A 25,390-nucleotide genomic window follows, 5' to 3' on the forward strand; every position below is an offset into this window, starting at 1 on the left:
GAATATATAGACTATTACAATAATGATCGAATAAAACTTAATTTAAAAGGAATGAGCCCGATACAATATCGAGCTCATTATTATCAAATTTAATTATAAATTCGTCTAAACTTTTGGGTGCAGTCCAGATTATCGGGCTTTTCTTAATCAAATTCAGTTATAATTTCGTCTAAACTTTGGCTGCATTCTAAAATTTAGTCGTGTTATATTATTTTAATGTAAGGCTTCAAAATTCTATTTTCAAAACCTCATCTAGCAATTAATCATTCATAGAGATCAAAAACTCTTCGTTGTTTCTGGTCTTCTTAAAACGATCATTTACAAAATCCATTGATTCTACAGGGTTCATATCAGAAAGATATTTACGCATAATCCACATTCTTTGTAATGTTTTTTCGTCTAAAAGTAAATCGTCACGACGTGTACTTGATGACGTAAGATCGATTGCAGGAAAAATACGTTTGTTGGCAATTTTTCGATCCAGTTGAAGCTCCATATTACCGGTTCCTTTAAATTCTTCAAAGATAACCTCATCCATTTTAGAACCAGTTTCTGTCAATGCCGTTGCGATAATGCTTAAAGATCCTCCATTTTCTACATTTCGAGCAGCTCCAAAAAATCTTTTTGGTTTTTGCAAGGCATTAGCATCCACACCACCACTCAAAACTTTTCCAGATGCTGGCTGAACGGTATTATAAGCTCGTGCCAAGCGTGTAATCGAATCTAACAGAATCACCACATCATGACCACATTCTACCAAACGTTTTGCCTTTTCAAGCACGATGTTAGCAATTTTTACGTGTTCTTGAGGTTCTCTATCAAAAGTCGAAGCAATAACTTCACCACGTACGCTACGTTGCATATCGGTCACCTCCTCAGGACGCTCATCAATCAGTAACACGATCAAATATACCTCTGGGTGATTGGCAGCAATGGCATTGGCAATATCTTTCAACAGCATTGTTTTACCCGTTTTCGGTTGTGCGACTATCATACCACGCTGCCCTTTTCCGATTGGTGAAAACAAATCGATAATACGAGTAGAAACCGAGCTTCCTTTTTCTGCCAATTTGAATTTTTCTGAAGGAAATACAGGAGTTAAATGTTCAAAAGAAACTCTGTCACGAACAACTTGGGGATCATGACCATTGATTTTTAGTACACGAACTAAAGGAAAGAATTTTTCTCCTTCTTTTGGAGGGCGAACCACTCCTTTTACAGTATCGCCGGTTTTAAGGCCAAACAATCTAATTTGTGAAGTCGATAAATAAATATCATCCGGAGATGCTAAATAATTATAATCTGATGAACGTAAAAAACCATATCCGTCTGGCATCATTTCTAGAACACCTTCACTTTCAATAATTCCATCAAATTCAAAGTCTGAATCTCTAAAATTATTCTTTTTGTTTTTATGATTTGGATTTTGGTTACCATTATTCCCGTTTTGATTTGGATTTTGATTCGGGTTTTGGTTTGGATTTTTATTTTGGTTTGGATTAACCTTTTTTGCTATAACCGGAGCTTCTGTTTTTTCGGCAGTTGGAGTTTCTGCTGCTACATCTCCCTCAGAAATTATTTCTTTTGAGATTTCTTTTTCTTTCTGCAAAGCGACTTTTTTCTCGTAAGCAGATTTACTAAATTTTACAATTTTTGGTCCTTTTTTCTCTTCAGCCTTTTTTTCTACAATCTGCTCTGAGTCTGCTTTTGGTTGAATCTTTGTTTCAGGAACAACTTCTTTTTCTACTTTCGCAGGAGCTTCAGCAACTTGGTCAAATTCAAGAACGGGATTGTTTTTACTAATGTCTGCTTTTTTTACAGGAGCTATTCTCGTTCTTTTTGGTTTATCATCATCTCCTTTTTCAATATCTGTCACAGCATTCGCCTGGGGCGCTACAGAAGACTCTTGATGTGCTAAGATCTGACTGATTAAAGTATCTTTTTTGACACCATTAAACTTAATTGTTTTAGCTAACTTAGCTATTTCTTGAAGCTCAGAAAGCTTCATTTCTTTTAATGCAGAAATATCAAACATGAATGTTCTATGAATTTAATTATTTTTAAGGAAATATTGTAAAAAAGAATAGGTAGATATTTTTTTTTGAATTGACCGCAGTATGAAGTGCTTACGGTATTATAATGCAATAATACGAATAAAATTTTATCATACAATAGTATTTATAAAAAAGAAAATATATTTTTGTAAAACAATTTTCAAAAGATGATACAAAGAATTCAAACCGTATATTTACTCCTTACCTTTTTAATTACAGGGGTTTTACTGTTTTTTATACCGCTCTGGACATCAAACACAGGGAAATCTTTCTATTTTATGCAAGATCAATTGTATACTATATTGTTAGGTTTAAGTACGATGCTTACCATAGTAAGTATTATTTCATACAAAAAAAGACAAAATCAGTTTGTTTTGGGCAGACTAAATATAATTTTAAATTTAATTTTATTAGGATTGTTTGTATATCGATCACTAAATCTATCTGGAGAAACTCAGGTTTCTGAGAAAGGTATTGGGATGTTTCTACCAATTGTTGCTATCGTATTATTAGTCTTGGCTAATAAGGCCATCAAGAAGGATGAAGATCTGGTAAAATCTGTCGATCGTTTGAGATAAACCTATAAACTTAATTTATTTGTGCGAAGAGAACCCGGATTTTAATTCGGGTTTTTTTGTTAATAAAGCCAAGTAAATCGCGCTTTAATTGATTAAAGGCAAGTCATTTACATTTTGTACAAAATAATTTTATAAATTTGATTACAAATACTTCGATAAGATGAAAGAAAAAATACGCATTCACTTAGCAGATGATCATCAGGTTTTAATTGATGGCTTGACAAATTTGCTCAATACAGTCGAGGAATTTGAAGTAGCCGGAACTTCATTAGATGGAGAAAATATTTTTGAAGACGTTACAAAAAACAATGCCGAGATATTAATTCTCGACATTAGTATGCCTAAAAAAGACGGAATTGAAGTGCTGAAAGAATTTCATCAAAAAGGATTTCCCTGCAAAGTCATTATTTTATCCAGTTATGATGATTTGAAAATTATAAAAGAAGTTATGAAACTCGGAGCCAGCGGCTATTTGACTAAAAAATGTGCCGGAGAAAATATTATTGAAGCCATTGAAATTGTACATCTTGGCCAAGAATATTTTGATGACTCGGTACGCGAAAAAATATTCAATACTTTTACCGAAAACAATCCAAAACTAAACAAATCAATCACTCAGGAAGACAAGATACTAAGTGCCCGAGAACTAGAAATAATCACTTTAATATCGCTGGAATACAGCGGAAAAGAAATTAGTGAACAGCTTTTCATTAGTACCAACACGGTGGAAACACATCGTAAAAACATCATGAAAAAGTTAAAAACCAAGAACACAATTGGACTCGTAAAATATGCTATAAAAAACAATTTGATCAAGTCTTAATTGAACCATACAAAAACCGAAAAAACTAAATGCCTTTTAAAAATATTTCTTAATTTCAGCTATAAACATGTCAATTTTTCGTTTTTTGATATTTCTGTCAATATTTATACAAATGAATTTTATTTGTGTATTTGGGCAAGAAAAAATTCCATCTCAGGAGGAGCTTAAGAAACTTTCTTATGAGGCCGGGAAGAATTATGAAGATGGTTTTTTAGAAAAATCATTAATTCAGGCAAGGAAACTGCTAAGTTTTGCAATTTTATCCAAAAATTACAGTATCGCAGCAGAGGCCTACAATACAATTGCGGCAAATTTTGACGAACTGGAAGAATCCGAAAAAGCTTTTTTTTATTATAACAAAAGCCTCTATTTTGCAGAGAAATCGAACAATGAAAGACTTAAAAAACTTATTTATAATAACCTGGGAAACATTTATTGTTTTGACAAAAAACAGTATAAAAAAGGAATATTATACTACGAAAAGTCACTTAATATTAGCTTAAAGCAAAAGGATAATTACCAAGTAAATTTCACCAAACTCAATATCACATGGGCTTACTTTGATATTGGAGATTACAAGAGCGGCTACCCTTACCTAAAAGCCATAAACAACTATTACACTACAAAAAAAGAACCCACTCTTTATGTCGCGCTAAACATGCTCAACGGTATGTATTGTAGTTATTCTGAAGAAAATGATAAAGCCAGACAATACTTTCAGGAAGCAATAAAAGCAGGACTTCAAGGCAGTGAAAAAACAGATTTATGTTTTGCTTATGAAGAATATTCTAAATTTTTAAATAAAATTGAAGATTATAAAAACGCTTACAGTAACTTAAATGCATACAAAAAGTTAGATGAAGAGTTACGCTCTGAAGAAAAATTAAAAAAAATTAAAATTGCCGGAATTGATCTTGAACTGGATGAATACAAAAGAGAACTTGAAAAAATAGACAAATTATACAAAACCAAGCAGCAACTTTTTAAGGCTGAGCAAAACCGAAATAAAAAAATTGTTAGTGTTGTAATTTTGCTTTTTGTTATCATTGTCATCTTGTTTTACCTTTTGTATCAAAATGCTCGATTAAGACAAAAAAACAAACTTAAAGACATACAAAGAAACATACAGCTCAATATTATCAATGCCAGTATTGACGGTCAGGAATTAGAGCGAAAAAAAATCGCTTCTTTTTTGCACGATAACGTAAGTGCGATGTTATCATCGGCTGGTTTACATTTAAATGCTTATTCATCACAAACAGATACAGAATCTGAGGAAATTGCAAAAACAAAGGCCATACTAGAAAACGCGCATGACAGTGTTCGTGACTTGTCTCATGAGCTTTTGCCGGCGTTGTTGGTTCGTTTTGGCTTATTATTTTCTGTTGATGATTTGTGCGAAAGAAATTCAAACTCCACACTTCACTTTGAATTTTCTAGTAACGTTTCGCTAAAAAAAAGATACAACGAACGTTTTGAAATAAGAGTTTATTTTATCATTTCGGAACTTCTAAATAATATTGTAAAGCACAGCACGGCTCAAAATGCAAAAGTAATTTTGAATGAAATAAATGATCGGTTAATTGTAACCGTTTATGATAACGGAAATGGTTTTGATGCAAAAAAACTGGATTCAGTTGAAGGATTTGGTTTAAACAGGATAAGAGCAAGAATCAAGAAACTAAGAGGCACTTTTGCTATCAAATCTATCGAAAATGAAGGAACCACGGTGGTCATAAAAGTTCCTATTTCATATTAAGGCCTTCTTTTCGATTTCGATAATCTCCAAATCTTTTATTTTATCGTTATCAATGACAAACCTCAACATTGTCCTCACTTGATGGAAGCCGCTTTTTCCTGCAGCACCTGGGTTCATGTGAAGTAAATTGTGCTTTTTATCAAACATTACTTTTAAAATATGCGAATGACCACAAATAAACAATTGTGGCGGATTTTTTTGCATTTCTTCTCTAATTGCCTGATTATATTTTCCCGGATAACCGCCAATATGTGTGATCCAGACCGAAACATTTTCACATAAAAACCTGTTGTGTAACGGAAATTCTAATCGTGCCTGAGCATCATCAATATTGCCATAAACACATCGTAAAGTTTTTAGTTTTTTAATGGTATCTGTCACGATCAAGTCGCCTATATCGCCAGCATGCCAAACCTCATCGGCCTGAGCAACATACTTCAAAATAGTATCATCAATATGACTATGCGTATCAGAAAGGAGGAGAATTTTTTTCATTTTTTTTGAGGGGCAAAGGTTCAGAGGTGCAAAGGTACAAAGGTTTTCTTTAAAGATGCTAAGGTTCTAAGATACTAAGTTGCTAAGTTTTTTAATACAAAATCCGATCGCTTTCGCAAATCGGATTTTCATATTTAAGGTTAGACACAGTGCTGTGCGCCTCTATGTTAACGTTATCTTTTATTTCACATCTAACGTTTTACATTTTACAATAATTACTATTTCTTAGGATTTTTTGTCTCATTGGAATCCTTTGTATCCATCATTTCCATTAGTTTAAGACCTAACAAACCACTGATAGAGCCATCAGAGCCACCATTGCCCGAAATTAAAACATCTGGAATCACTTTGATGTTTCCTTTACCAATTTCCTCGGTTACTTTATAACGAGTAAAATTATCGCCGCCCATTGCACTTACCTGCAACTGATATGATTCTGCAGTAGATTTACCAATTGCCATGATTTTTTCGGCTTCAGCCAAACCTGTTTTCGAAATTCTTTCGGCCTCTGCACTTGCGTTTAATTTTGTTGCTTCGGCTTGTGCTCCTGCTCGTGCTTTTGTTGCTTCAGCTTCAGCATTTGCACGCATTTTGGTAGCTTCGGCTTCAGCGTTTACATTCAGTTTTAAACTGGTTGCGTCTCCTTCTGCTTTTTTTACAGTCGCATCGGCGGTACGCTGAGCAATTTCAACACTTTGCGAAGCTCGTACAATTTCTTTTTGCATGTCGGCAATAGCAGTTTCTTTCTCCATTCCCTGACGTTGTTCTTGCGCCATTTTTTGCGTTTGGTAGGTCTTTTGCTCCTCCTCTGCTAGTTTTCTGTCCGTCAAAGTTTTCATTAACGAATCTGGCGGAACAATATCACCGATCAAAGTATCTACAGCGTTTACATTATATTCGTCAAGAACTACTTTAATATGATTTTTGGCAGATTCCTGACGTTCTTTCCTTGTACTTAAAAACGAAATAACATCACTTTCCTGAGCCGAATTTCTAAAATAATTACCAATAGTAGGCTCTAAAACCTGAGAAACGAGGTTGGTCATGCTTCCAAAACGGGCAATAACTTTTGGGGCTTCATTGGCAGGAACATGAATAATCTGTGATACATCCAGATTAAATGGAAAACCATCCTTAGAACGAACAGTGATGGTCGATAAATTATGATCTAAATTGTGAGACTCACTGCGTGCATCAGCCCAATTTAGAACCAAATTGGTTGTAGGAACAGATTCCAGTTTAGTTGTATATTTATTCAGAGCATATTTTCCAGGCCCAAGAGGTTCCATCCAAACACCGCGTTGTCCTTTTGATACAATATTTCCATGTTTGAAATGCTCTCCGGTTACATCTAACCCGTCTTCACCAATATACGAAATAACGACACCCACATATCCAATTGGTACATCGGTCATTGGATTTTGCTCAATTTGAATTGCCCAAGTATTAATGTAGTAAGAACCTGCCAACATTACCTGAGGCTGTAAACCTCTGTTTCCGCCAAGATTTAAGAACTCATCACAATCCTGAAAATTGTTGTGTCCTTCTACATATTTACCTGCAATCTGACCAATCGGTATTGGTTCACCGTCAAGTGCTGTTACGATACCGATCATATTTTCGAAAATCTTGATTTGTTCTACAATCACGATTTCAAAAAGAAACGTATTAATACGGTACGAACCTGTAGTAATAAAAGCGGTTTGGCGTCCTTTTTGCCCGCCATTATCCAGGAAAGCCTTAGCATCCTGAAAGTTGTCACTGGTAACTTTTCGGGCCAGAATCCGTCCTGTTGGAATTTCTTTTCCGTCCTTACTCAAAACAAGTCCAATTTTACCTTCCGGTACAATAGTAAAACCTGACATATCTATTGAATATTGCCAGATCCACATTCCCCAGTACAAACCAGGAGCAAGTGTTTGTGCTTGATAACCTGCCTCCCCTTTTGTTGCAATAATACGGCCATCTGGAAGCGACCTGTCTGCACCAAACAAGACGAATTTTTTGGTCACCAAACCAATTTTATCCTCTGGAACAATGACCATTCCGAAGAAAACACGTAAAATAAATTTGTAAAAAATAATGGAGAATAATATCAAGATTATCCACCAATAAGAAGTAATTTCACTCATAGTTTTTGTTATTTGAACTACAAAATTAATGGAAATATTTCCTATTAAAATGAAAAATAAATAAAATTAACAATTCGATATTTTTTCAAAAAAAATTGAAAATTAGCCCGAAACTAAATCGTTAGAATTGTCAATTTCTGACACGATTTTTTGCTTTGTCAACTATGATTGGTATTTTGGGTTTTAACAATTCTTTTTTAAGATTCTGAGATTCTAAGAAGCTAAGTTTCTAAGCTTTCATTTCTAAAATTTAAAGTTAAGAGTTAGAAAGTTTTCTACGGAGGCATACTGCAAGTTAAACCTCTACATTATTATAATTTAAAAAACTCAGAACCTTAGCAGCTCAGAACCTTAGTAACTTCAAAAAAACCTTTGCACCTTTGCCACTCTGAACCTTCCTCTAAATAAAAGAAAAAAACTCAGAACCTTAGCAACTCAGAACCTTAGTAACTTAAAAAAACCTTTGTACCTTTGTCACTCTGAACCTTTGAACCTTTACTTTGAGATATTTTATTCGATTTGCATATAACGGAACCCATTATCATGGTTGGCAATTTCAGCCCAACGCAGCCTCTGTTCAGGAAACTTTAAACAAAGCACTTTCGATTTTGCTGCATGCTCCTGTTAATGCAATGGGCGCTGGAAGAACAGACACAGGTGTTCATGCACAGGAAATGTATGCCCATTTTGATTTTGAAACTTCGATCGATATTCCGAATCTTATACACAAACTCAATTCGTATTTGCCAAAAGACATTGCTATTTTTGATATTATCCCTGTTCACGATGAAGCACATTGCCGATTTGATGCAACCAAAAGAACGTACGAATACCACATTAATACGGTTAAAAATCCGTTCTTGGCAGAATTGAGCTGGTATTTTAATCGAAATTTAGACGTAGATTTGATGAATCAGGCAGCCAGAATTTTGATGGAACACACCAATTTTCAATGTTTTTCGAAAGTGAATACCGATGTAAATACTTTTGATTGCACTATTTTTGAGGCGTACTGGGAAATTAAAAATAACAATTTGGTTTTTATGATTTCGGCCAATCGTTTTTTACGAAATATGGTTCGCGCCATTGTGGGAACGCTTATTAATATTGGTTTGCATAAAATTACTTTGACCGATTTTGAAAACATCATCATCAGTAAAAGCAGAGAAAAAGCAGGTTTTTCGGTTCCTGCACACGGATTATATTTAACTAAAATTGATTACGATTATTTATAGCTATAGACTGTAGGCTATAGGCATTAAGCCTAAAACCTAAAGCATAATGCATAAAGCATAGAAAAATAAATGAAAGCAAAAGCATTTGATACCCGATTATTTAAACGAATATTACAATATACAAAACCTTACAAATGGCGTTATTATGGCGTGATTGCCTTTGCAGTTTCGTTATCTGTTTTTGCTGCGCTTCGCCCTTATTTGCTAAAACAAACGGTTGACGGCTACATCAAGACGCATGACAAACACGGACTTTTAATGTACATTATTTTGATGGGCGTAGTTCTTTTATGCGAGGTTTTCTCTCAGTTTTATTTTGTTTATTGGGCCAACTGGCTCGGGCAGGATATTGTAAAAGACATTCGTACCAAACTTTTTAAGCATATTTTGAGTTTTAGAATGAAGTATTTTGACCTGGTTCCGGTGGGACAGTTGGTTACGCGATCGGTCTCGGATATTGAGTCGATTGCACGAATTTTCAGTCAAGGTTTATTTATGATTATCAGTGACTTGATGAAAATGCTTGTCGTATTGATTTTTATGTTTTACATGAATTGGAAACTGACTTGGATTGTCGTGGTTGCCATGCCTATTTTGGTGTACATTACGAGAATTTTTCAGCGAAAAATGCAAGTTGCTTTTGAAGAAGTGCGAACACAAATTGCCAACATGAACTCGTTTGTGCAGGAGCGCGTGACGGGGATGAAGATTGTGCAGCTTTTTAACCGTGAAAAAATTGAAGCCGAAAATTTTAGAAATATCAACGATAAGCACCGTGTGGCTTGGATAAAAACAATTTTGTACAACTCGATATTTTTTCCAATTGCTGATATTATTTCTTCGATAACATTAGGATTGGTAGTAGTTTATGGCGGTTTTAGAATTTTGAATGGCGATCATTTTACGACTTTTGGAGATTTATTCTCGTATACGATGTTCATCGGAATGTTGTTTAACCCGTTGCGACAAATTGCAGATAAATTTAATGAGATGCAACTCGGAATGATTGCTGCCAATCGTGTTTTTGACATAATAGACACACAAGATCATATACAAGACACCGGAACTCTTGAAGCTCCTACTTTTAATGGAAGTATCGAGTTTAAGGAAGTCCGTTTTAGTTATATTCCCGAAGAAGAAGTCATCAAAGGAATCGATTTATCTGTTGATTCCGGGCAGACTATTGCTATTGTAGGTTCTACAGGAGCAGGAAAATCGACGATTATTAACTTGCTGAATCGTTTTTACGAAATCAATAGCGGAACCATTTTTATTGACGGTCAAAATATTGAAAACTACACTTTGGCTTCTTTGAGAAAGCAAATTGCCGTGGTTTTGCAGGACGTATTTTTGTTTGCCGATACGATTTACAACAACATCACTTTGCACAATCCTGAGATCACTCGCAAGCAGGTTCTAGATGCAGCAAAAAAAATTGGCGTGCACGATTTTATCATGAGTTTGCCCGATAATTATGATTTTGATGTAAAAGAACGTGGAGTGATGCTTTCGTCTGGACAGCGACAGTTAATTGCTTTTTTACGTTCGTATGTGAGCAACCCGAGTATATTGATTCTGGATGAAGCCACTTCGTCTATTGACACCTATTCTGAAGAACTGATTCAGGGTGCCACCGAAACGATTACCAAAGGCAGAACCTCGATAATTATTGCGCACCGATTGGCAACAATAGTTAATGCCGATAAAATTGTAGTAATGGATAAAGGATTGATTGTAGAGCAAGGAACACATCAGGAATTGCTGAATAAAGCAGATGGCTATTACAAAAACTTATATGATTCTCAATTTTCGGTTGCAACATAGTTCTACAAATGCTAAAAAAGTTCTTAAAAAAGTTAAATTAGCGTTATAAGAATCATAAAACTGTCCCTTGGCAGTCTGTAAAATGGCATTCCTTTTTTTTGAATTATTTATCTTTGAGAGACAAAATTTAAATGAAATAGAAAATGCCACAAAATAGATTTTATCCAAACGAAGAATTCAAAGAAATAGAAATAAACGCCTCACTACAACTCAGATATGCCATTTCAAACAAAGGCAGACTGATTAGTTTTACAGATGATATTAAGAACGGACGCCTCTTAAAAGGAGGTCTGAGTGATGGGTATCCAACTTTTAGATTTAAGGTCAAAAAAGACGATAAAATTGTCAATAAATATCTTTTTTTATACAAATTAGTAGCCCAATACTTTATTCCAAAAACTTCCGAAGAACAAACGTACGTGTTGCATTTAGATTACAATAGAAGCAACGATGACGTTAACAATTTACGATGGGCCACAAAAGCCGAAATGATGGCGCACAGTCGCAAGAGTCCGCGTGTGATTCAGGCAAAAAAGAACCTCATCGAACACAACTTAAAAGCAGATGGAAGAAAATTAACCACTACCAAAGTGATGTTGATCAAGAAAATTTTGGCACGACCGGAACAAAAAACACGTTTAAAAATGATTGCAAAACAATTCGGCGTAAGCGAAATGCAAATCAGACGCATTGCCAGTGGTGAAAACTGGGGACATGTTAAAGTCTAATTTGTAAAAAGTAAAATGTAAAAAGTGAGATGAGAGATATTGACAGGTATTTCACATCTCACTTTTTTAACTCTCATAATTTCAACTTTTCAGATTTTACATTTCACAACTCACTTTTCACATTTCACATTTTAGCATCTCACTTTTCCACATTTTACCTTTTTACCTCTATACTTTTTTACTTGTTACTATTTTTTTAAAATAAATCCTTAAATTCGCAAACACAAATAACAAAAGAAAAATCGGAAAATGAGTTTCGGAAATATAAACTTCATTTTCGGTCTTTAAATACTAAAAACCAAAAAAATGAAATACGACGTTATTGTTTTAGGAAGTGGTCCCGGCGGATATGTAACAGCAATTAGAGCTTCACAATTGGGCTTTAAAGTAGCTGTAGTTGAAAAAGAAAGCCTTGGTGGTGTGTGTTTAAACTGGGGATGTATCCCAACAAAAGCATTACTTAAATCGGCTCAGGTTTTTGATTATCTAAAACACGCTTCTGATTACGGATTAAAAGTTTCTGAATTTGATAAAGATTTCCCGGCGGTAGTACAACGCAGCCGCAGTGTTGCTGACGGAATGAGCAAAGGAGTTCAGTTCTTGATGAAAAAAAACAAAATTGACGTAATTGAAGGTTTTGGAAAACTAAAACCAGGCAAAAAACTTGACGTTACAGACAAAGACAATAAAGTTACCGAATATAGCGCAGACCACATTATTATTGCTACAGGAGCTCGCTCTCGTGAGTTGCCAAATTTACCACAAGATGGTGTAAAAGTAATTGGTTACCGCCAAGCAATGACCTTGCCAACGCAGCCAAAATCTATGATCATTGTAGGTTCTGGAGCAATTGGAGTAGAATTTGCACATTTCTACAACTCAATGGGCACAGATGTTACCATTGTAGAATTTATGCCAAACATTGTGCCTGTTGAAGACGAAGACATTTCGAAACAAATGGAACGTTCTATGAAAAAAGCAGGTGTAAAAATCATGACCAACTCTTCTGTAGAGAAAATAGATACTACTGGAACTGGCGTAAAAGCAACTGTAAAAACAGCAAAAGGAGAAGAAATCCTAGAAGCTGACATCGTACTTTCGGCAGTTGGAATCAAAACAAACATAGAAAACATTGGTCTTGAGGAAGTTGGAATTGCTGTTGACAGAGACAAAATCTTGGTAAACGCTTACAACCAAACCAATATTCCAGGATATTATGCAATTGGAGACGTTACTCCTGGTCAGGCTTTGGCTCACGTAGCTTCTGCCGAAGGAATTAACTGTGTAGAAAAAATTGCTGGTTTACACGTAGACCCAATTGATTACGGAAACGTTCCAGGTTGTACTTACGCAACTCCAGAAATTGCTTCTGTAGGATTAACCGAAAAACAAGCCAAAGAAAAAGGATACGAATTAAAAATTGGTAAATTCCCTTTCTCAGCTTCTGGAAAAGCAAAAGCAGCCGGAGCAGCTGACGGATTTGTAAAAGTAATTTTTGATGCAAAATACGGAGAATGGTTAGGTTGCCACATGATTGGCGCTGGCGTTACCGATATGATTGCTGAGGCAGTTGTAGCCCGTAAATTAGAAACTACAGGTCACGAAATCCTAAAATCGATACACCCTCACCCAACCATGAGCGAGGCTGTTATGGAGGCCGTTGCAGATGCATACGGAGAAGTAATTCACTTGTAATCAAATATTTGCAGTCAAAATTTACTGCAAGTAAAAGCTACCAAATATATTTTCAAAAAGTCCGATTTGTGCAAACAAGTCGGACTTTTATTATTTGGGCGTGTCCCTTCGTAAACTTCGGGTCAGGCTGTTCGCTATATCTTTTGCTCCGCTCCGCTTCTCAAAAGGATACCGCTGCCATCCTTCACGCAACACCGGTTTTCAAAACACTATTTTTCGCCAATAGAAATTAAAAAAACATCAAATCCTCAAAAAAATACTCGGCAAAACAGCATCACAACTACCAAAATTAAGGTGCGTGTTAGTGAAAAACACTTTCAATAAATAAAGAATCCTTTTAAAGATTTGTAAGAAAAAATAAATATATTTGATGTACTAAAAAGCAGATAATCTTCTCAGAGACATTCAAATAAAGAGAAAGTATCGATTTTTTTACATCTATTATATGCCCGCTCACTCAGCTATTGATCGTAACAATTGACTTCATAAAAAAATGGCAAGCAAATCTGACTATAACGTTCAATCAATACTTGATAATTTAAAAAAACAAACCCTTCACATAAAAAACAATAAAATCCGGTAAACTATTAACGCATCAAAACATAAAAAAAATGGCTGAAAAATTACTAAATGATCCAATAAACAGTACAGAAACTATTGCACAAGCCCAAAAAGACATGCGCACAGGCTATGCAAATGGCTCGGTAGGCATTATTGTTTCAGGACTTATGTGGCTCATTTCTGCAACTGTAAGTCATTTATATTCGACCCAAAACGCAGTCTGGACACTCTTAATCGGAGGAACTCTTATACACCCTGTTAGCATTCTTCTGTACAAAATAATGGGTTTAAGAGGAAATCATACCAAAGGAAATCCATTAGGAAATTTGGCCATGGAAGGAACCTTCTTCATGATCTTGTGTTTACCTCTAGCATACGGACTCTCGTTGCTGCACGCAGAATGGTTTTTTCAGGGTATGCTTCTCATTATCGGCGGAAGATATCTCACATTTTCTTCCCTTTACGGAATCAGACTTTACTGGATTTTAGGAGCCGCTTTGGCTGTTGCCGCTTACTTCTTATTTTACAGCAAAGCATCCTCTTTTGGTACGTTGGCAACAGGCTCGCTTATCGAAATTTCGTTTGGGATTTTTATGTTTGTATCCTTTCGAAAAAAAAAGATATAACACAAAAAAATATAAAAATGAAACTCGTAACCACAATTTTTACATTCCTACTTTTAGTTGTCACCACAACTTTTGCACAAGTAAAACCGACAAAAATTCTCATTACCAATGTTGAGATTTTTAATGGTAAAGACCAAAAAACGACCAAAGGAAACGTACTCGTAGAAAATAATATCATTACAAAAATTTCTACCGAAAGTAATAATACTGATCGAAGTGATGACACTCAAGTTATTGATGGACAAGGTAAATTTTTGATGCCCGGTTTAATTGATGCGCACGTTCATCTTTTATTTGAAAGCGTACCTAAAATGCAAGCGATGGTGAGTGATTTTGCAATGCTTAATTTAATGGCAGCCAAGTCGGCCGAAAAACAGTTAATGAGAGGCTTTACAACCGTGAGAGACTTAGGAGGCGGGTCATTATCCCTTGCAAAAGCAATTGATATGGGCTTTGCCACAGGACCAAGAGTATATTCCAGCGGAGCATTTATCTCACAAACAGGCGGACACGGCGATTTTGGATTACCTACAGATGTTCCTCGTAAAATAGGTGAACTTTCGTATGTTGAGAGAAACGGAATGGTAGCCATTGCAGATGGTGCAGATAATGTTTTAATGCGAACCCGAGAGCAATTGCGTCAGGGAGCAACACAAATAAAATTGATGGCTGGCGGCGGAGTTTCATCAGACTATGACCCACTCGATGTAACTCAATATACAGAAGCAGAGTTTAAAGCAGCTGTTTCGGCAGCCGAAAATTGGGGAACTTATGTCACCGTTCACGCTTATACTCCAATGGCTATAAAAACCGCTATTAACGCAGGTGTAAAATGCATTGATCATGGGCAACTCGCTGATGATGCTACCGCAAAATTAATGGCTGAAAAAGACATTTGGTGGAGTTTACAACCTTTTTTAGATGATGAAGAAGTGACCCCGTTTCCTGCAGGTTCTAAAAACCGAATCAAACAAATTGAAATGACTTCTGGAACTGATAAAGCATACGCTCTGGCAAAAAAATACAATGTTAAAACTGCTTGGGGAACAGATGTACTTTTTGACTCTAAAATTGCTTCTAAACAAGGTACAAAATTATCTAAAATGACGCGTTGGTACACTCCTTTTGAAATCTTAAAGATGGCAACTTCAACCAATGCAGAATTACTTAGAATGAGCAAGAAAAGAGATCCTTATCAAAAAGGCAAATTGGGCGAAATTACAGAAGGGGCCTATGCCGATATGCTTTTAGTTGATGGTAATCCCTTAGAAAACATAAAATTAGTAGACGATCCAGAAAAGAACTTTTTACTCATCATGAAAGACGGCATTATTTATAAAAACATCTTAAAAAAATAAAGATATACCCACAAAGTCGAGGAAATGAATTTTGAACAATTGAAAACATTTCTGTGTAGGCTGAGGTAAAAAAACGTTTCTAATTGAAAGATTAGGCTATATTTTTAGATTCTTAGACAGAAAATTTAGGTCTGTAACCTAAAATTTTGGGTACTGAACGTAAAAAATTAAACTAAGAACTGAAAAACTTTATGATTACGGTACCACAATTATTAGCTAAATTTGAACAAAATAATTTCTCTTTCGGTAATCTATCCACACAAATTCTATTCATCAAAATAAAATGACATTAACACTTATTATACTTTTAGGAGTTGCGATCTATGCCTTTTTACAACATCCACAATTTGGAAAAAAACCTTCCGGCGAAAGACTAGCTGTACTTCAAAAATCACCACATTATAAAAACGGAAAGTTTCAGAACATCCATTTTACTCCCGAAATTACAGAAGGTTATACTTATCTTGAAGTTTTTTACGAGTTTATTTTCAAGAAAAAAGAACGAAAAACTCCTGTAAACCCTATTCCTTCTGTTAAGACCAATTTACTTGAACTCGCACAAGAACAGGATGTTTTGGTCTGGTTTGGGCATTCCTCTTATTTTATTCAAATAGAAGGAAAACGTATTTTGGTAGATCCCGTCTTCAGCGGCAACGCCTCTCCTATTCCGGGAACCAATAAATCGTTTGACGGCACCGATATTTATACCGTTGATGATCTTCCCGAGATCGATTATTTACTCATTACACACGATCATTACGATCATGTTGATTATAAAACGATCCTGAAGCTAAAATCAAAAACCAAAAAAATTATTTGCGGTTTGGGCGTGGCTTCCCATTTTGAACATTGGGGTTTTCCTGCCTCCATAATTATTGAAAAAGATTGGTTCGAAAAAATAGAAATCGATTCGAAAATTACTTTTTTTACCACGCCCAGCAGGCATTTCTCAGGAAGAGGTCTTCATCGCTGCAACACACTTTGGATGTCTTTTGTATTAGAAACACCTACTTTTAAAATGTATTTGGGTGGTGATAGTGGTTATGACACACATTATGCCGAAATAGGGCAACAATTTGGGCCGTTTGATCTTGCGATACTCGATAATGGTCAGTACGACGTCAAGTGGAAATACATTCATAATGCTCCCGAAGATGTGATACAGGCTGCAAAAGACTTAAATGCAAAAAGATTTCTTCCGCTACATTCTTCCAAATTTGTGTTGGCCAATCATCCGTGGGACGAACCTTTGATAAAAGTGACAACATTAAACAAAAACTCCAAAAATCCTATTCCGATCATGACACCCATGATTGGCGAAATGGTTAATTTAAGAGACGAAAATCAAGAATTTAAAGAATGGTGGAAAGGACTAAATTAAATAACATAATAGGAGCAATATCCCTTTTAAAACTACAGAAATCTTAAAATCGACACACCCTCACCCAACCATGAGCGAGGCTGTTATTGAAGCGTTTACTGATGCTTACAGCGAAGTAATTCATTTATAATAAAACGGATTTGTAGCGAATATAAAAGTATCTCACCACATCTATAAATTTCAAAAAGTCCGATTTGTGCAAACAAGTCGGACTTTTATTTTCTGGGCGTGTCCCTCCGTAAACTCCGGGTCAGGCTGTCCGCTGTATCTTTTGCTCCGCTTCGCTTCTCAAAAGGATGCCGCTCCCATCCTTCACGCGACACTCATTTTCAAAAGATTACTTTTTGTAAAAAGAAAGTCAAAACATTATTTTAAATAAAGAAAATTCTTATGTTTATTTGCACTAAATATTTTTTTATGAATTGGTCAGCTAAATTGATAAAATATAAAACTCAAAATAGAATTACTGTTCTTTTTGAAAAAAATCAAATTCTAATTGAAAGAATAAAACAGATTGAAGGTGCAAGATGGAGTCAAAATCAAAGTTTTTGGCATATTCCAGACACATTACAAAACCGCATCCGTTTCAGGATAGAAGAGCAACCGGTTCTTTCGTCGGATGGAATCGATCAGATTCAAAAATTCAATGATTGGTTAATTTCAAGGCGATACAGTCCAAACACTATCAAAACCTATACTGACGCTCTAAAATCATTTTTAATCTTTTTTAAAGAAAAACAAATTACAGAAATCAACAATGACGATGTTATTTTTTATAATGTCGAGTATATTTTCAAAAATAAGCTTTCCTCCTCCTACCAAAACCAAATAGTTAATGCACTAAAACTATTTTTTCAAACGATTCAGAATAGAAAAATAGAAATAGACAAAATCCATCGTCCGAAACGAGAAAAATTGTTGCCCAATGTTTTAAGTAAAGAAGAAATTAAATCTATTCTAGAAGCTCATACTAACCTCAAGCACAAAACCATGTTAAGTTTGATCTATAGCTGTGGCTTGAGACGAAATGAATTACTAAATCTTAAACCTGCAGATATAGATTCTAAAAGAGGGATTGTGATTATTCGTCAAAGTAAAGGCAAAAAAGACCGTATTGCACCTTTATCGCTAAAAATATTAAAAATGCTTCGAGAATATTACATTAGCTACAAACCCAAAATTTGGTTGTTCGAAGGTGTAATCGTAGGCGTCAAATACGACGAACGCAGTTTATCTAATGTACTTAAACAAGCCTTAACAAAATCACGTATAAATAAGCCTGTTAGCTTACACTGGCTACGACACAGTTTTGCAACTCATTTACTGGAAAGCGGAACTGATTTGCGATACATACAAGAATTATTAGGACACTCTAGTAGTAAGACCACAGAAATCTATACGCATGTAAGCACAAAAAATATACAACAAATAAAAAGTCCATTTGATGATTTATGAAAGTTTTTCCTATATTAGCTAAATAAATATCAGCTTATTTATGGCACAAAGCTAACCAAAATTAGGTAGATTGAAGCCATTTTATGGCTGGTATAAACAAGTTATGGTGTATAGCTCAGTTGACGAAAAACAAAGAATATTTATGTCCGAAAATAAAAAAGTTGAATGCTTCAATCATGGATTAAGAAATCGAGCGTTCGTTTGCAAACATTTAATAGGTGGTGACGCAAAAGAATTTTGGGAACCGTTTGATTCAGACCCGACAAGACAATATCCCGATGGCGAATTAAATGCATGGTGTGATGAATGTGACAAAATACTCATTAAAGAAGGTGAATGGAACGAAAAATCTGAAACATTTGCGCAGATACAGCTCATTTGCGACGAATGCTTCTTCCAAATGAAAAAATTAAACAATGGATCAAGCAATTCAAAATAATCCTGTATTATTCCGCTAACGAACAGCAAACGGAAACTAATTGAAGCAGAAATCGAAAGGCGGAAAAACTTTCCTAATTGGAATCGATTATTGGAATGTTAATTCGTTCGTGCTTAACATGCGTGTCGCTACACACCATAACACTTGCTACAAGAGATTTGGTCAATTGGCTTAATTTAAAAATGGTCTTGTATTTGGGATGTTTAGGCAAATCCGAAAATAAGGCTTAATTTAACCCCAAACCTCTTGTAGCAAGGGAACGTTAGGCGCAAGCTTTCTGAAACTCACTAGAAATCAAGAATATAAAGTAATTTAAATATGATTAAATATTTTTTATTAAGGTCTTTTAGAAAATATGGACTGACAGGAATTCTTTTACTAATAATATCGATTTTTAGTATTTTTATTGGATTGTACATAGTTTTTCAATTTTGCTCAACACTATCAACATCTTTTACTATTGCTAAAAATGCTAACCAAATTGATAATCAAACAACTCAATTAGCAGCTGAATTTATGTCGGGTGTTGTTGGTACGATTTGGTCTTTTGCAGGTGTTATTTTATTTTTTTTAGCTCTTCGCTTACAAAGCAAAGAACTCAGTCTTCAACTTCAAGAATTAAAAGACACAAGAAATGTATTTACAACGCAACAATTTGAAAGTACTTTTTTTAATCTTTTAAAAACTCAAAATGACATAAGACAAGGAATAGTTTATCAAGTGGAAAGGTACAATGAACTTGGGCAGAAAGACAATCCAACTATTTATAATTCCCAAACAGCATTCACAGAAATTAAAAAATTTATGTTCACAGTTAGAGAAAATCTAAATAAAAATCTAAAAAAAGTTGAAAATTTTTTAGCAGAAGAACATACAGAAGAAGAAAAAAAAGAATATTTAGAAAAATTTGAGGAAGTTCACTTAGTAAAATATGATAATATTATAAAGAATCCAAAACTTTCCGCTAAAGTTGTTTATAAGGAAACTTTCGATAAATTTGATAATCAGTTAGGTCATTATTTTCGAAATTTATACCATATTCTTCTTTACTTAAAAGAAAGTGAAGAAACCGAAATCGGATTAGAATTACACGATCAAATGTTAGGGAAAAAATTAAGTATTATAATTAATGAGGAGGACATTGAAGTGCAGAAAATTAAAAAGAAATACTCCAAATACTCTGATTTTGTTCAAGCTCAAATGAGTGCAAGTGAATTATATCTTTTATTTTACAATTGTCTCTTTTTTTCTAAAATGAAAAGATTGGTACAATACTATCAAATCGTTGGTAATCTTTCAGCTGATGATTTACTTTTTCCTAATCACGATAATCAACTTTACCCCGAAATTGAATATAAAGGAGAGTTGATACCAAAATTAGAATTATCAACTAGGAATCAAACACTAAAGATATAAGCCAGCGCCTAACAGCCGTAGCTGTTGCGCAACTCTCTTAAAAAAAGTAAAATTTCAAGATAAGCTTAAAAAACAACCTCGTTTAAGGATATTTAAGCGAGGTTTATTTTGGGTTGTAAGTTGTAGTCTTTAAAAATGGAGATGCTTAAAAACATGTTTCTCAGGTTATAGATGGCAGTTTTTAGAAAAGTTGACACTTTTGCTTGTAATTCACTTACTACTCCGGCTTTTATTTTTGTTTTTTTGGTGATAAACTTCAAGTATTTCTTCAAATTATAGGTTAATGCTGCCATCAAAACATGTTTATTCGCTTGTTGGATTCCTCTAGTATTTACACGTTTCATATTAGTAAAATTGACCAATGTTCCAATTACTGGTTCTACGGTTTTACTTCTCACTCGTACCATTTTCTTAGCATAGTATGGGTTTTGTGTGAGTTTTTCGTGCATTCGATCGTAGTGTTCTTTGTGAATACTATCGTCTATCTTTTTAAACTTAGTACTCTTTCCACAGCATTGCTCGCGTAATGGACAGTTTTTGCAATCGCTCTCACTACTACGATAGGTGCGTTTGGTGTAGCCTTTACTATCGGTTTTTTCTCCTTTAAAGAGTAGAAGAGCTTTGTTTGAACCTTCTTTTATGCATTCATATTGATGCAATTCTTTATTAAAAATAAAACCTTCTCGTTCGGGTTTGTACTGTCCGAAGTTTGGAATATAGGCACTGATGTTTTTCTGGTTCAAATACTTTAAAGCTTCTCCACTACTATAACCTCCATCAGCTAAGAGTTCTTCTAATTCAATGCCATTTTCATTTAGGTTTTCCTCTGTTAGTTCAACTATTTTTTCTAGACATTGACTATCGCGTTTGTCTGCAAAATCAGAACATGCGCCTGTTATTACATGATGTGCATCGTCTACAGCGATTTGTCCAAAATAGTTTAGTTGCCTTGCTTTGCCTGGTTTTACACTTACCCTGGCATCAGAATCTGTAGGCGAATAATGAGTGTGATTCGATACGAATCTCGGACGTATTAAATTACCGTGTTCATCTACTTTATCAATTTTAAAACTGGGATTGGGTTGACTCTTATAAGCTTCTTTTTTCCACTGATGATGTTGTTCCACTAGTTTCTTTCTGGTACTAGTTGTTTTAAATTCGCTGTTTTCTTCTAATTCATCTACAAAAGCACTGGCGTCTTCCAATACTTCTTTCTCCACCAAACTATCCATAGAGGCATTAGCTTTGATAAAAACGCTGTCTACTGCTTGACGTTTACCTCGAATCATACCCTTGGAAACGCACAGCTTTAAAACCTCTTTAAATAAACTTAAAAATACTTCTTCACCATACAACTGACGCGTGCGACTTATGGTGCTGTGCCATGGCAATGCTTCATCAATGTCATAACGAATGAACAAACGTACATCTAAACAATTCGAACAATATTCGATGAGTTTCCTATCCGAATTTATGTTGTTTAAATAACCAACTAAACAGATTTTGAAAAATACAACGGGATCAATACTCTCTTGTCCTTCGTCTCCATAATACTTTGCAGTAGCTTTATATAGAAATCGAAAATCGATGGATTGATCTAATAATCTATAAAAATTATGAGCTGGAATCAAGTCTGTTAAGTGTACTTGATAGAGCATTTTTGGCGTAAATTCTTTTCTTCCTTGCATGCTTAAATTTACATAAAAGCACCCTTCTTTATGTTTCCTTTTTGTTATATTTGAGGAGTTGTGCAACAAGCACAGCAGTTTCTCGCAATTGCGAATTTTATGGTAAGTTCACGTTCACGTTTCGCAAGAATTTTTATCTTTAACAGAAAATAATCAGTTCCTAAGTTCACTACTTCGTTAATTGCCATAACTTTAGCGGTCACGCTATGAGCAACCGTGCAAATATTAACAAATCAAATAAAGTTGATAGAGGATTTTTCAAATTGTGATATAGAAAAATAAAAGAAAAGCAGAGTAAAACCAAATGAATTTATCAGAGTATATAAAAAAGAAAAATGGTGTTCCGATAGGTCATTCAAACTCACTGCGTAATAATTTACAAAGGTCGCTTGGCGCTAAAAACTTTTCTGCATTTTGGAATTTTTGGAATCCAATATTCGGATATTATTTAGGCACAAAAATATTTAAACCTCTAAAAAAGGTATTCATAATTGAGGTCGCTGTAATTTTTACATTTATTTTTTGTGGATTGGTTCACGATTTGGTAACCACTCTAATAAGAGAAAAAATTTCATTATTCTTTACCGTTTGGTTTTTTGTAATGGGATTTTTTGTAGCTATTTCAAAACAGATTAACTATGACCTATCGCATATAAAATGGATTTTACGAGCCTTAGTAAACCTATCAATAATAGGAATTTGTTTACTATTAACGATATATTTAAATTTAATTTTCAAGTTTTATTAAATACACTAACAAAATAAAAAACACTAAGACTAAAAAAATAATCCTTCAAATAATTTCAACAAAATAGGTATAGATAATTATACGGTAACTAAATACAATGACAATTATAAAGAACAAATTTTGACAGTTTGGGAGATTTGGCAATTCCGAAAATAGGGCTTAATTTAGTCCCAAACCCGCTGTAGTAGCGTGAAGTTAGCGATAATTTTAACAGAAAACCCAGAATGACAAAGAAGACCTTCATTTTACTCGGATTTATTTTTTTAAAATTTATTCTGCAATACTTTTTATTAAGTTCAGAATACGACTTGCAGAGAGATGAATATTTGCACCTTGACCAAGGACAGCACTTGGCTTGGGGTTTTCAGTCAGTACCTCCTTTCACTTCTTGGGTTTCTTATTTAATTCATTTGCTTGGTAATTCTGTTTTTTGGATAAAGTTTTTCCCAGCATTATTTGGGGCTTTGACAATTTTTGTAGTTTGGAAAGCGATTGAAGAACTTAATGGAAATTTATTTGCTCTAATATTAGGTGCTACTTGTATTTTGTTTTCTGCACTTTTAAGACTCAACACGCTGTATCAACCCAACTCTTTTGACGTTTTAAGTTGGACAACTTTTTATTTTGTTGTAATCAAATATTTTAAAACTGAAAACACAAAATGGTTATTTATTAGTGCTGTTGTTTTTGCTTTTGGCTTTCTAAACAAATACAACGTTGTTTTTCTTATTATAGGACTTTTACCTGCTATTTTATTGACTGAACAACGTAAAATGTTTGCGAAAAAAGAACTTTATTTTTCTATTTTGGTTGGACTTTTAATTGTTTTACCAAATCTTATTTGGCAATACAAAAATAACTTTCCTGTAATTCACCATTTAAACGAATTAGCAGAAACTCAATTAGTAAATGTAGATAGATTAAATTTCTTAAAATCTCAACTACTTTTTTACATAGGTTCAATTGCAGTAATTTTTTCTTCATTTTATGCTTTACTTTTTCATAAGCCATTCCGTAAGTACAAACCTTTCTTTTTCTCTATACTTTTTACATTAATTGCATTCGTCTACTTCAAAGCAAAAGACTACTATGCAATTGGTATTTATCCTATTTATATTGCATTTGGCTCAGTTTATATTGCAGACCTTCTGAAAAGCAATTGGAAAATATATTTGAAACCCATAGCAATTGCTATTCCGATACTGCTTTTTATTCCTATTTTCAATGTTGCTTTTCCTAATAAAAGTCCAGAATACATTGTTCAACATTCAGAAAAATACGAAAAATTCGGCTTTCTTCGTTGGGAAGATGGAAAAAACCATGAACTACCGCAAGACTTTGCAGATATGTTAGGTTGGGAAGAATTGGCTTTAAAAGTTGATCGTGTTTATTCAAAACTCCCGAATAAAGAAAAGACACTTGTACTCTGCGACAATTATGGACAAGCAGGAGCAATAAATTATTATACCAAACAAAATATCAAAGCAGTTTCATTCAATGCTGACTATATAGATTGGTTTGACCTAACCAAAAATTACGAGAACTTAATCAGAATTAAAGAAGCCAATGAAACAGATGCAGAACTTAAAGAAACATCACCTTTTTTTGAAACTTCATTGATTTCAGGCTCTATTGCCAATAAATATTCACGAGAATTTGGAACTACAATATTTGCTTTCACAGGTGCAAAAATTGACATCAAGAAGCGAATTAAAGATGAGATTGACAAAAAGAAAAACTACCGCTAACTGCCGTTTCAAGCAATTGCGAATTGTGTGGTAAGTTTGCGTTTGGCTAGAATTTTTATCTTTAAACGAAAATAATCGGTTCTGAAGTTTGGAATTGGGTGAAGCGGCGGAACGTTGGCAGATATGCGACTTAAAAAACGAAAAACAAGAATATGAAAAATATTTATTTGATATGTTTTTTTTTAATTTTCACGTCGATTTGTCATGCAAAATATGATCCTTTATTAGTAAGTCAACTAATCGATAAATCCGAAATAATAGGAATTGGAGAAATAAAAAGTATCGAAAACAATAATGTTTTAGTTATTTTTAGCGATTTAATTAAAGGGAAACTAACTAACCGAACTTTGAAAATTGAAAAATTTGAAAATTGGACTTGCGCATCTCGATGGACAAATTATAAAAAAGGACAAAAAATTATGTTCTTTTTGTCAATTTCTAAAGAAGGGATTTATAAAATTCTAGGTTCAGGCAATGAAGGTGAATTACCAATTGTAAATGAAAAAATATTTTATAAAAGTTTATTGAGTTATTAATTTAGATTCTGTATCTTAGTAGTTGTAAAACAGTACTTATGGAAGAATTTAAAGGTCAAAATATACTCAATCTGGTAAAAGAATTCCCAAATGATGATGCTTGTAAGGCTT

The 25,390-nt window shown here is 34.2% G+C and carries 21 protein-coding genes; 17 read left to right on the forward strand and 4 right to left on the reverse strand.

From position 1 onward, the window contains the following. Positions 1-93, forward strand: a 93-nt coding sequence (locus J3495_RS17675) for an IS3 family transposase (protein WP_210666978.1), incomplete at its 5' end; no start/stop codon positions are given. A gap of 166 nt (positions 94-259) precedes the next feature. On the opposite strand, the gene rho is transcribed toward J3495_RS17675, so the two are convergent. Further along, positions 260-2,035: a transcription termination factor Rho gene (gene rho, locus J3495_RS17680; RefSeq protein WP_210668080.1), complete on the reverse strand. Its 1,776-nt coding sequence runs from the start codon at positions 2,033-2,035 to the stop codon at positions 260-262. A 186-nt stretch (positions 2,036-2,221) separates the two neighbouring features. Here rho and J3495_RS17685 point away from each other — a divergent pair, with 186 nt between their 5' ends. The 3 genes from J3495_RS17685 (at position 2,222) to J3495_RS17695 (ending at position 5,214) form a co-directional block, all read left to right on the forward strand. After that, the gene (locus J3495_RS17685) at positions 2,222-2,632 is read left to right on the forward strand and encodes a DUF4293 domain-containing protein (protein WP_210668082.1); all 411 of its coding nucleotides are present in this window, start codon (positions 2,222-2,224) and stop codon (positions 2,630-2,632) included. Positions 2,633-2,792: 160 nt separating this feature from the next. Then, the gene (locus J3495_RS17690) at positions 2,793-3,455 is read left to right on the forward strand and encodes a response regulator (RefSeq protein WP_210668085.1); all 663 of its coding nucleotides are present in this window, start codon (positions 2,793-2,795) and stop codon (positions 3,453-3,455) included. A gap of 112 nt (positions 3,456-3,567) precedes the next feature. Continuing rightward, entirely contained in the window at positions 3,568-5,214 is a 1,647-nt protein-coding gene (locus J3495_RS17695) for a tetratricopeptide repeat-containing sensor histidine kinase (RefSeq protein ID WP_236025497.1), read from the forward strand. Here the strand turns inward: J3495_RS17695 and J3495_RS17700 are convergent. Together J3495_RS17700 and J3495_RS17705 are read right to left on the reverse strand one after the other, a co-directional pair. Next, on the reverse strand, positions 5,206-5,709 hold the full coding sequence (locus J3495_RS17700; RefSeq protein ID WP_210668088.1) for a metallophosphoesterase family protein: 504 nt from the start codon (positions 5,707-5,709) through the stop codon (positions 5,206-5,208). The two genes, J3495_RS17695 and J3495_RS17700, sit on opposite strands and share 9 nt — an antisense overlap. Positions 5,710-5,927: 218 nt before the next feature. Next, positions 5,928-7,841: an SPFH domain-containing protein gene (locus J3495_RS17705; RefSeq protein WP_210668091.1), complete on the reverse strand. Its 1,914-nt coding sequence runs from the start codon at positions 7,839-7,841 to the stop codon at positions 5,928-5,930. Positions 7,842-8,341: 500 nt separating this feature from the next. Here J3495_RS17705 and truA point away from each other — a divergent pair, with 500 nt between their 5' ends. The 10 genes from truA (at position 8,342) to J3495_RS17755 (ending at position 20,559) form a co-directional block, all read left to right on the forward strand. After that, on the forward strand, positions 8,342-9,076 hold the full coding sequence (truA, locus tag J3495_RS17710; protein WP_210668093.1) for a tRNA pseudouridine(38-40) synthase TruA: 735 nt from the start codon (positions 8,342-8,344) through the stop codon (positions 9,074-9,076). Positions 9,077-9,145: 69 nt separating this feature from the next. After that, positions 9,146-10,900: an ABC transporter ATP-binding protein gene (locus tag J3495_RS17715; protein ID WP_210668095.1), complete on the forward strand. Its 1,755-nt coding sequence runs from the start codon at positions 9,146-9,148 to the stop codon at positions 10,898-10,900. 143 nt (positions 10,901-11,043) lie between these two features. Further along, positions 11,044-11,628, forward strand: coding sequence for an HNH endonuclease (locus J3495_RS17720; protein WP_210668097.1), 585 nt, complete (start codon positions 11,044-11,046; stop codon positions 11,626-11,628). Positions 11,629-11,934: 306 nt separating this feature from the next. Beyond that, complete coding sequence (gene lpdA, locus J3495_RS17725) at positions 11,935-13,323, forward strand: dihydrolipoyl dehydrogenase (protein ID WP_210668099.1); 1,389 nt, start codon at positions 11,935-11,937, stop codon at positions 13,321-13,323. A 611-nt stretch (positions 13,324-13,934) separates the two neighbouring features. Continuing rightward, a complete protein-coding gene (locus J3495_RS17730) occupies positions 13,935-14,510 on the forward strand; it encodes a DUF7010 family protein (RefSeq protein ID WP_210668101.1) in 576 nt (191 codons plus the stop codon). A gap of 17 nt (positions 14,511-14,527) precedes the next feature. Then, a complete protein-coding gene (locus J3495_RS17735; protein ID WP_210668103.1) occupies positions 14,528-15,868 on the forward strand; it encodes a metal-dependent hydrolase family protein in 1,341 nt (446 codons plus the stop codon). Between the two features lie 283 nt (positions 15,869-16,151). Continuing rightward, positions 16,152-17,249 (forward strand): MBL fold metallo-hydrolase, encoded by a 1,098-nt coding sequence (locus tag J3495_RS17740; RefSeq protein ID WP_210668105.1) that lies wholly within the window; start codon positions 16,152-16,154, stop codon positions 17,247-17,249. A 435-nt stretch (positions 17,250-17,684) separates the two neighbouring features. Next, the gene (locus J3495_RS17745; RefSeq protein WP_236025498.1) at positions 17,685-18,704 is read left to right on the forward strand and encodes a tyrosine-type recombinase/integrase; all 1,020 of its coding nucleotides are present in this window, start codon (positions 17,685-17,687) and stop codon (positions 18,702-18,704) included. Positions 18,705-18,774: 70 nt separating this feature from the next. Continuing rightward, positions 18,775-19,143 (forward strand): hypothetical protein, encoded by a 369-nt coding sequence (locus J3495_RS17750; protein WP_210668109.1) that lies wholly within the window; start codon positions 18,775-18,777, stop codon positions 19,141-19,143. Positions 19,144-19,461: 318 nt separating this feature from the next. Continuing rightward, a complete protein-coding gene (locus J3495_RS17755) occupies positions 19,462-20,559 on the forward strand; it encodes a putative phage abortive infection protein (protein ID WP_210668111.1) in 1,098 nt (365 codons plus the stop codon). A 92-nt stretch (positions 20,560-20,651) separates the two neighbouring features. Here the strand turns inward: J3495_RS17755 and J3495_RS17760 are convergent, their stop codons facing one another. Next, positions 20,652-22,247 (reverse strand): IS1182 family transposase, encoded by a 1,596-nt coding sequence (locus J3495_RS17760; RefSeq protein ID WP_210668113.1) that lies wholly within the window; start codon positions 22,245-22,247, stop codon positions 20,652-20,654. Between the two features lie 304 nt (positions 22,248-22,551). Between J3495_RS17760 and J3495_RS17765 the strand changes: the two genes are divergently transcribed. From J3495_RS17765 to J3495_RS17775, 3 genes are all read left to right on the forward strand, one after another. Further along, the gene (locus tag J3495_RS17765; RefSeq protein ID WP_210668115.1) at positions 22,552-22,995 is read left to right on the forward strand and encodes a hypothetical protein; all 444 of its coding nucleotides are present in this window, start codon (positions 22,552-22,554) and stop codon (positions 22,993-22,995) included. 224 nt (positions 22,996-23,219) lie between these two features. Further along, on the forward strand, positions 23,220-24,743 hold the full coding sequence (locus J3495_RS17770; RefSeq protein ID WP_210668117.1) for a glycosyltransferase family 39 protein: 1,524 nt from the start codon (positions 23,220-23,222) through the stop codon (positions 24,741-24,743). A 152-nt stretch (positions 24,744-24,895) separates the two neighbouring features. Further along, the gene (locus tag J3495_RS17775; RefSeq protein ID WP_210668119.1) at positions 24,896-25,279 is read left to right on the forward strand and encodes an uL15 family ribosomal protein; all 384 of its coding nucleotides are present in this window, start codon (positions 24,896-24,898) and stop codon (positions 25,277-25,279) included. Positions 25,280-25,390 lie beyond the last annotated feature (111 nt).

The sequence above is a fragment of the Flavobacterium geliluteum genome (assembly GCF_017948595.1).
Classification (GTDB): Bacteria; Bacteroidota; Bacteroidia; order Flavobacteriales; family Flavobacteriaceae; genus Flavobacterium; species Flavobacterium flavipigmentatum.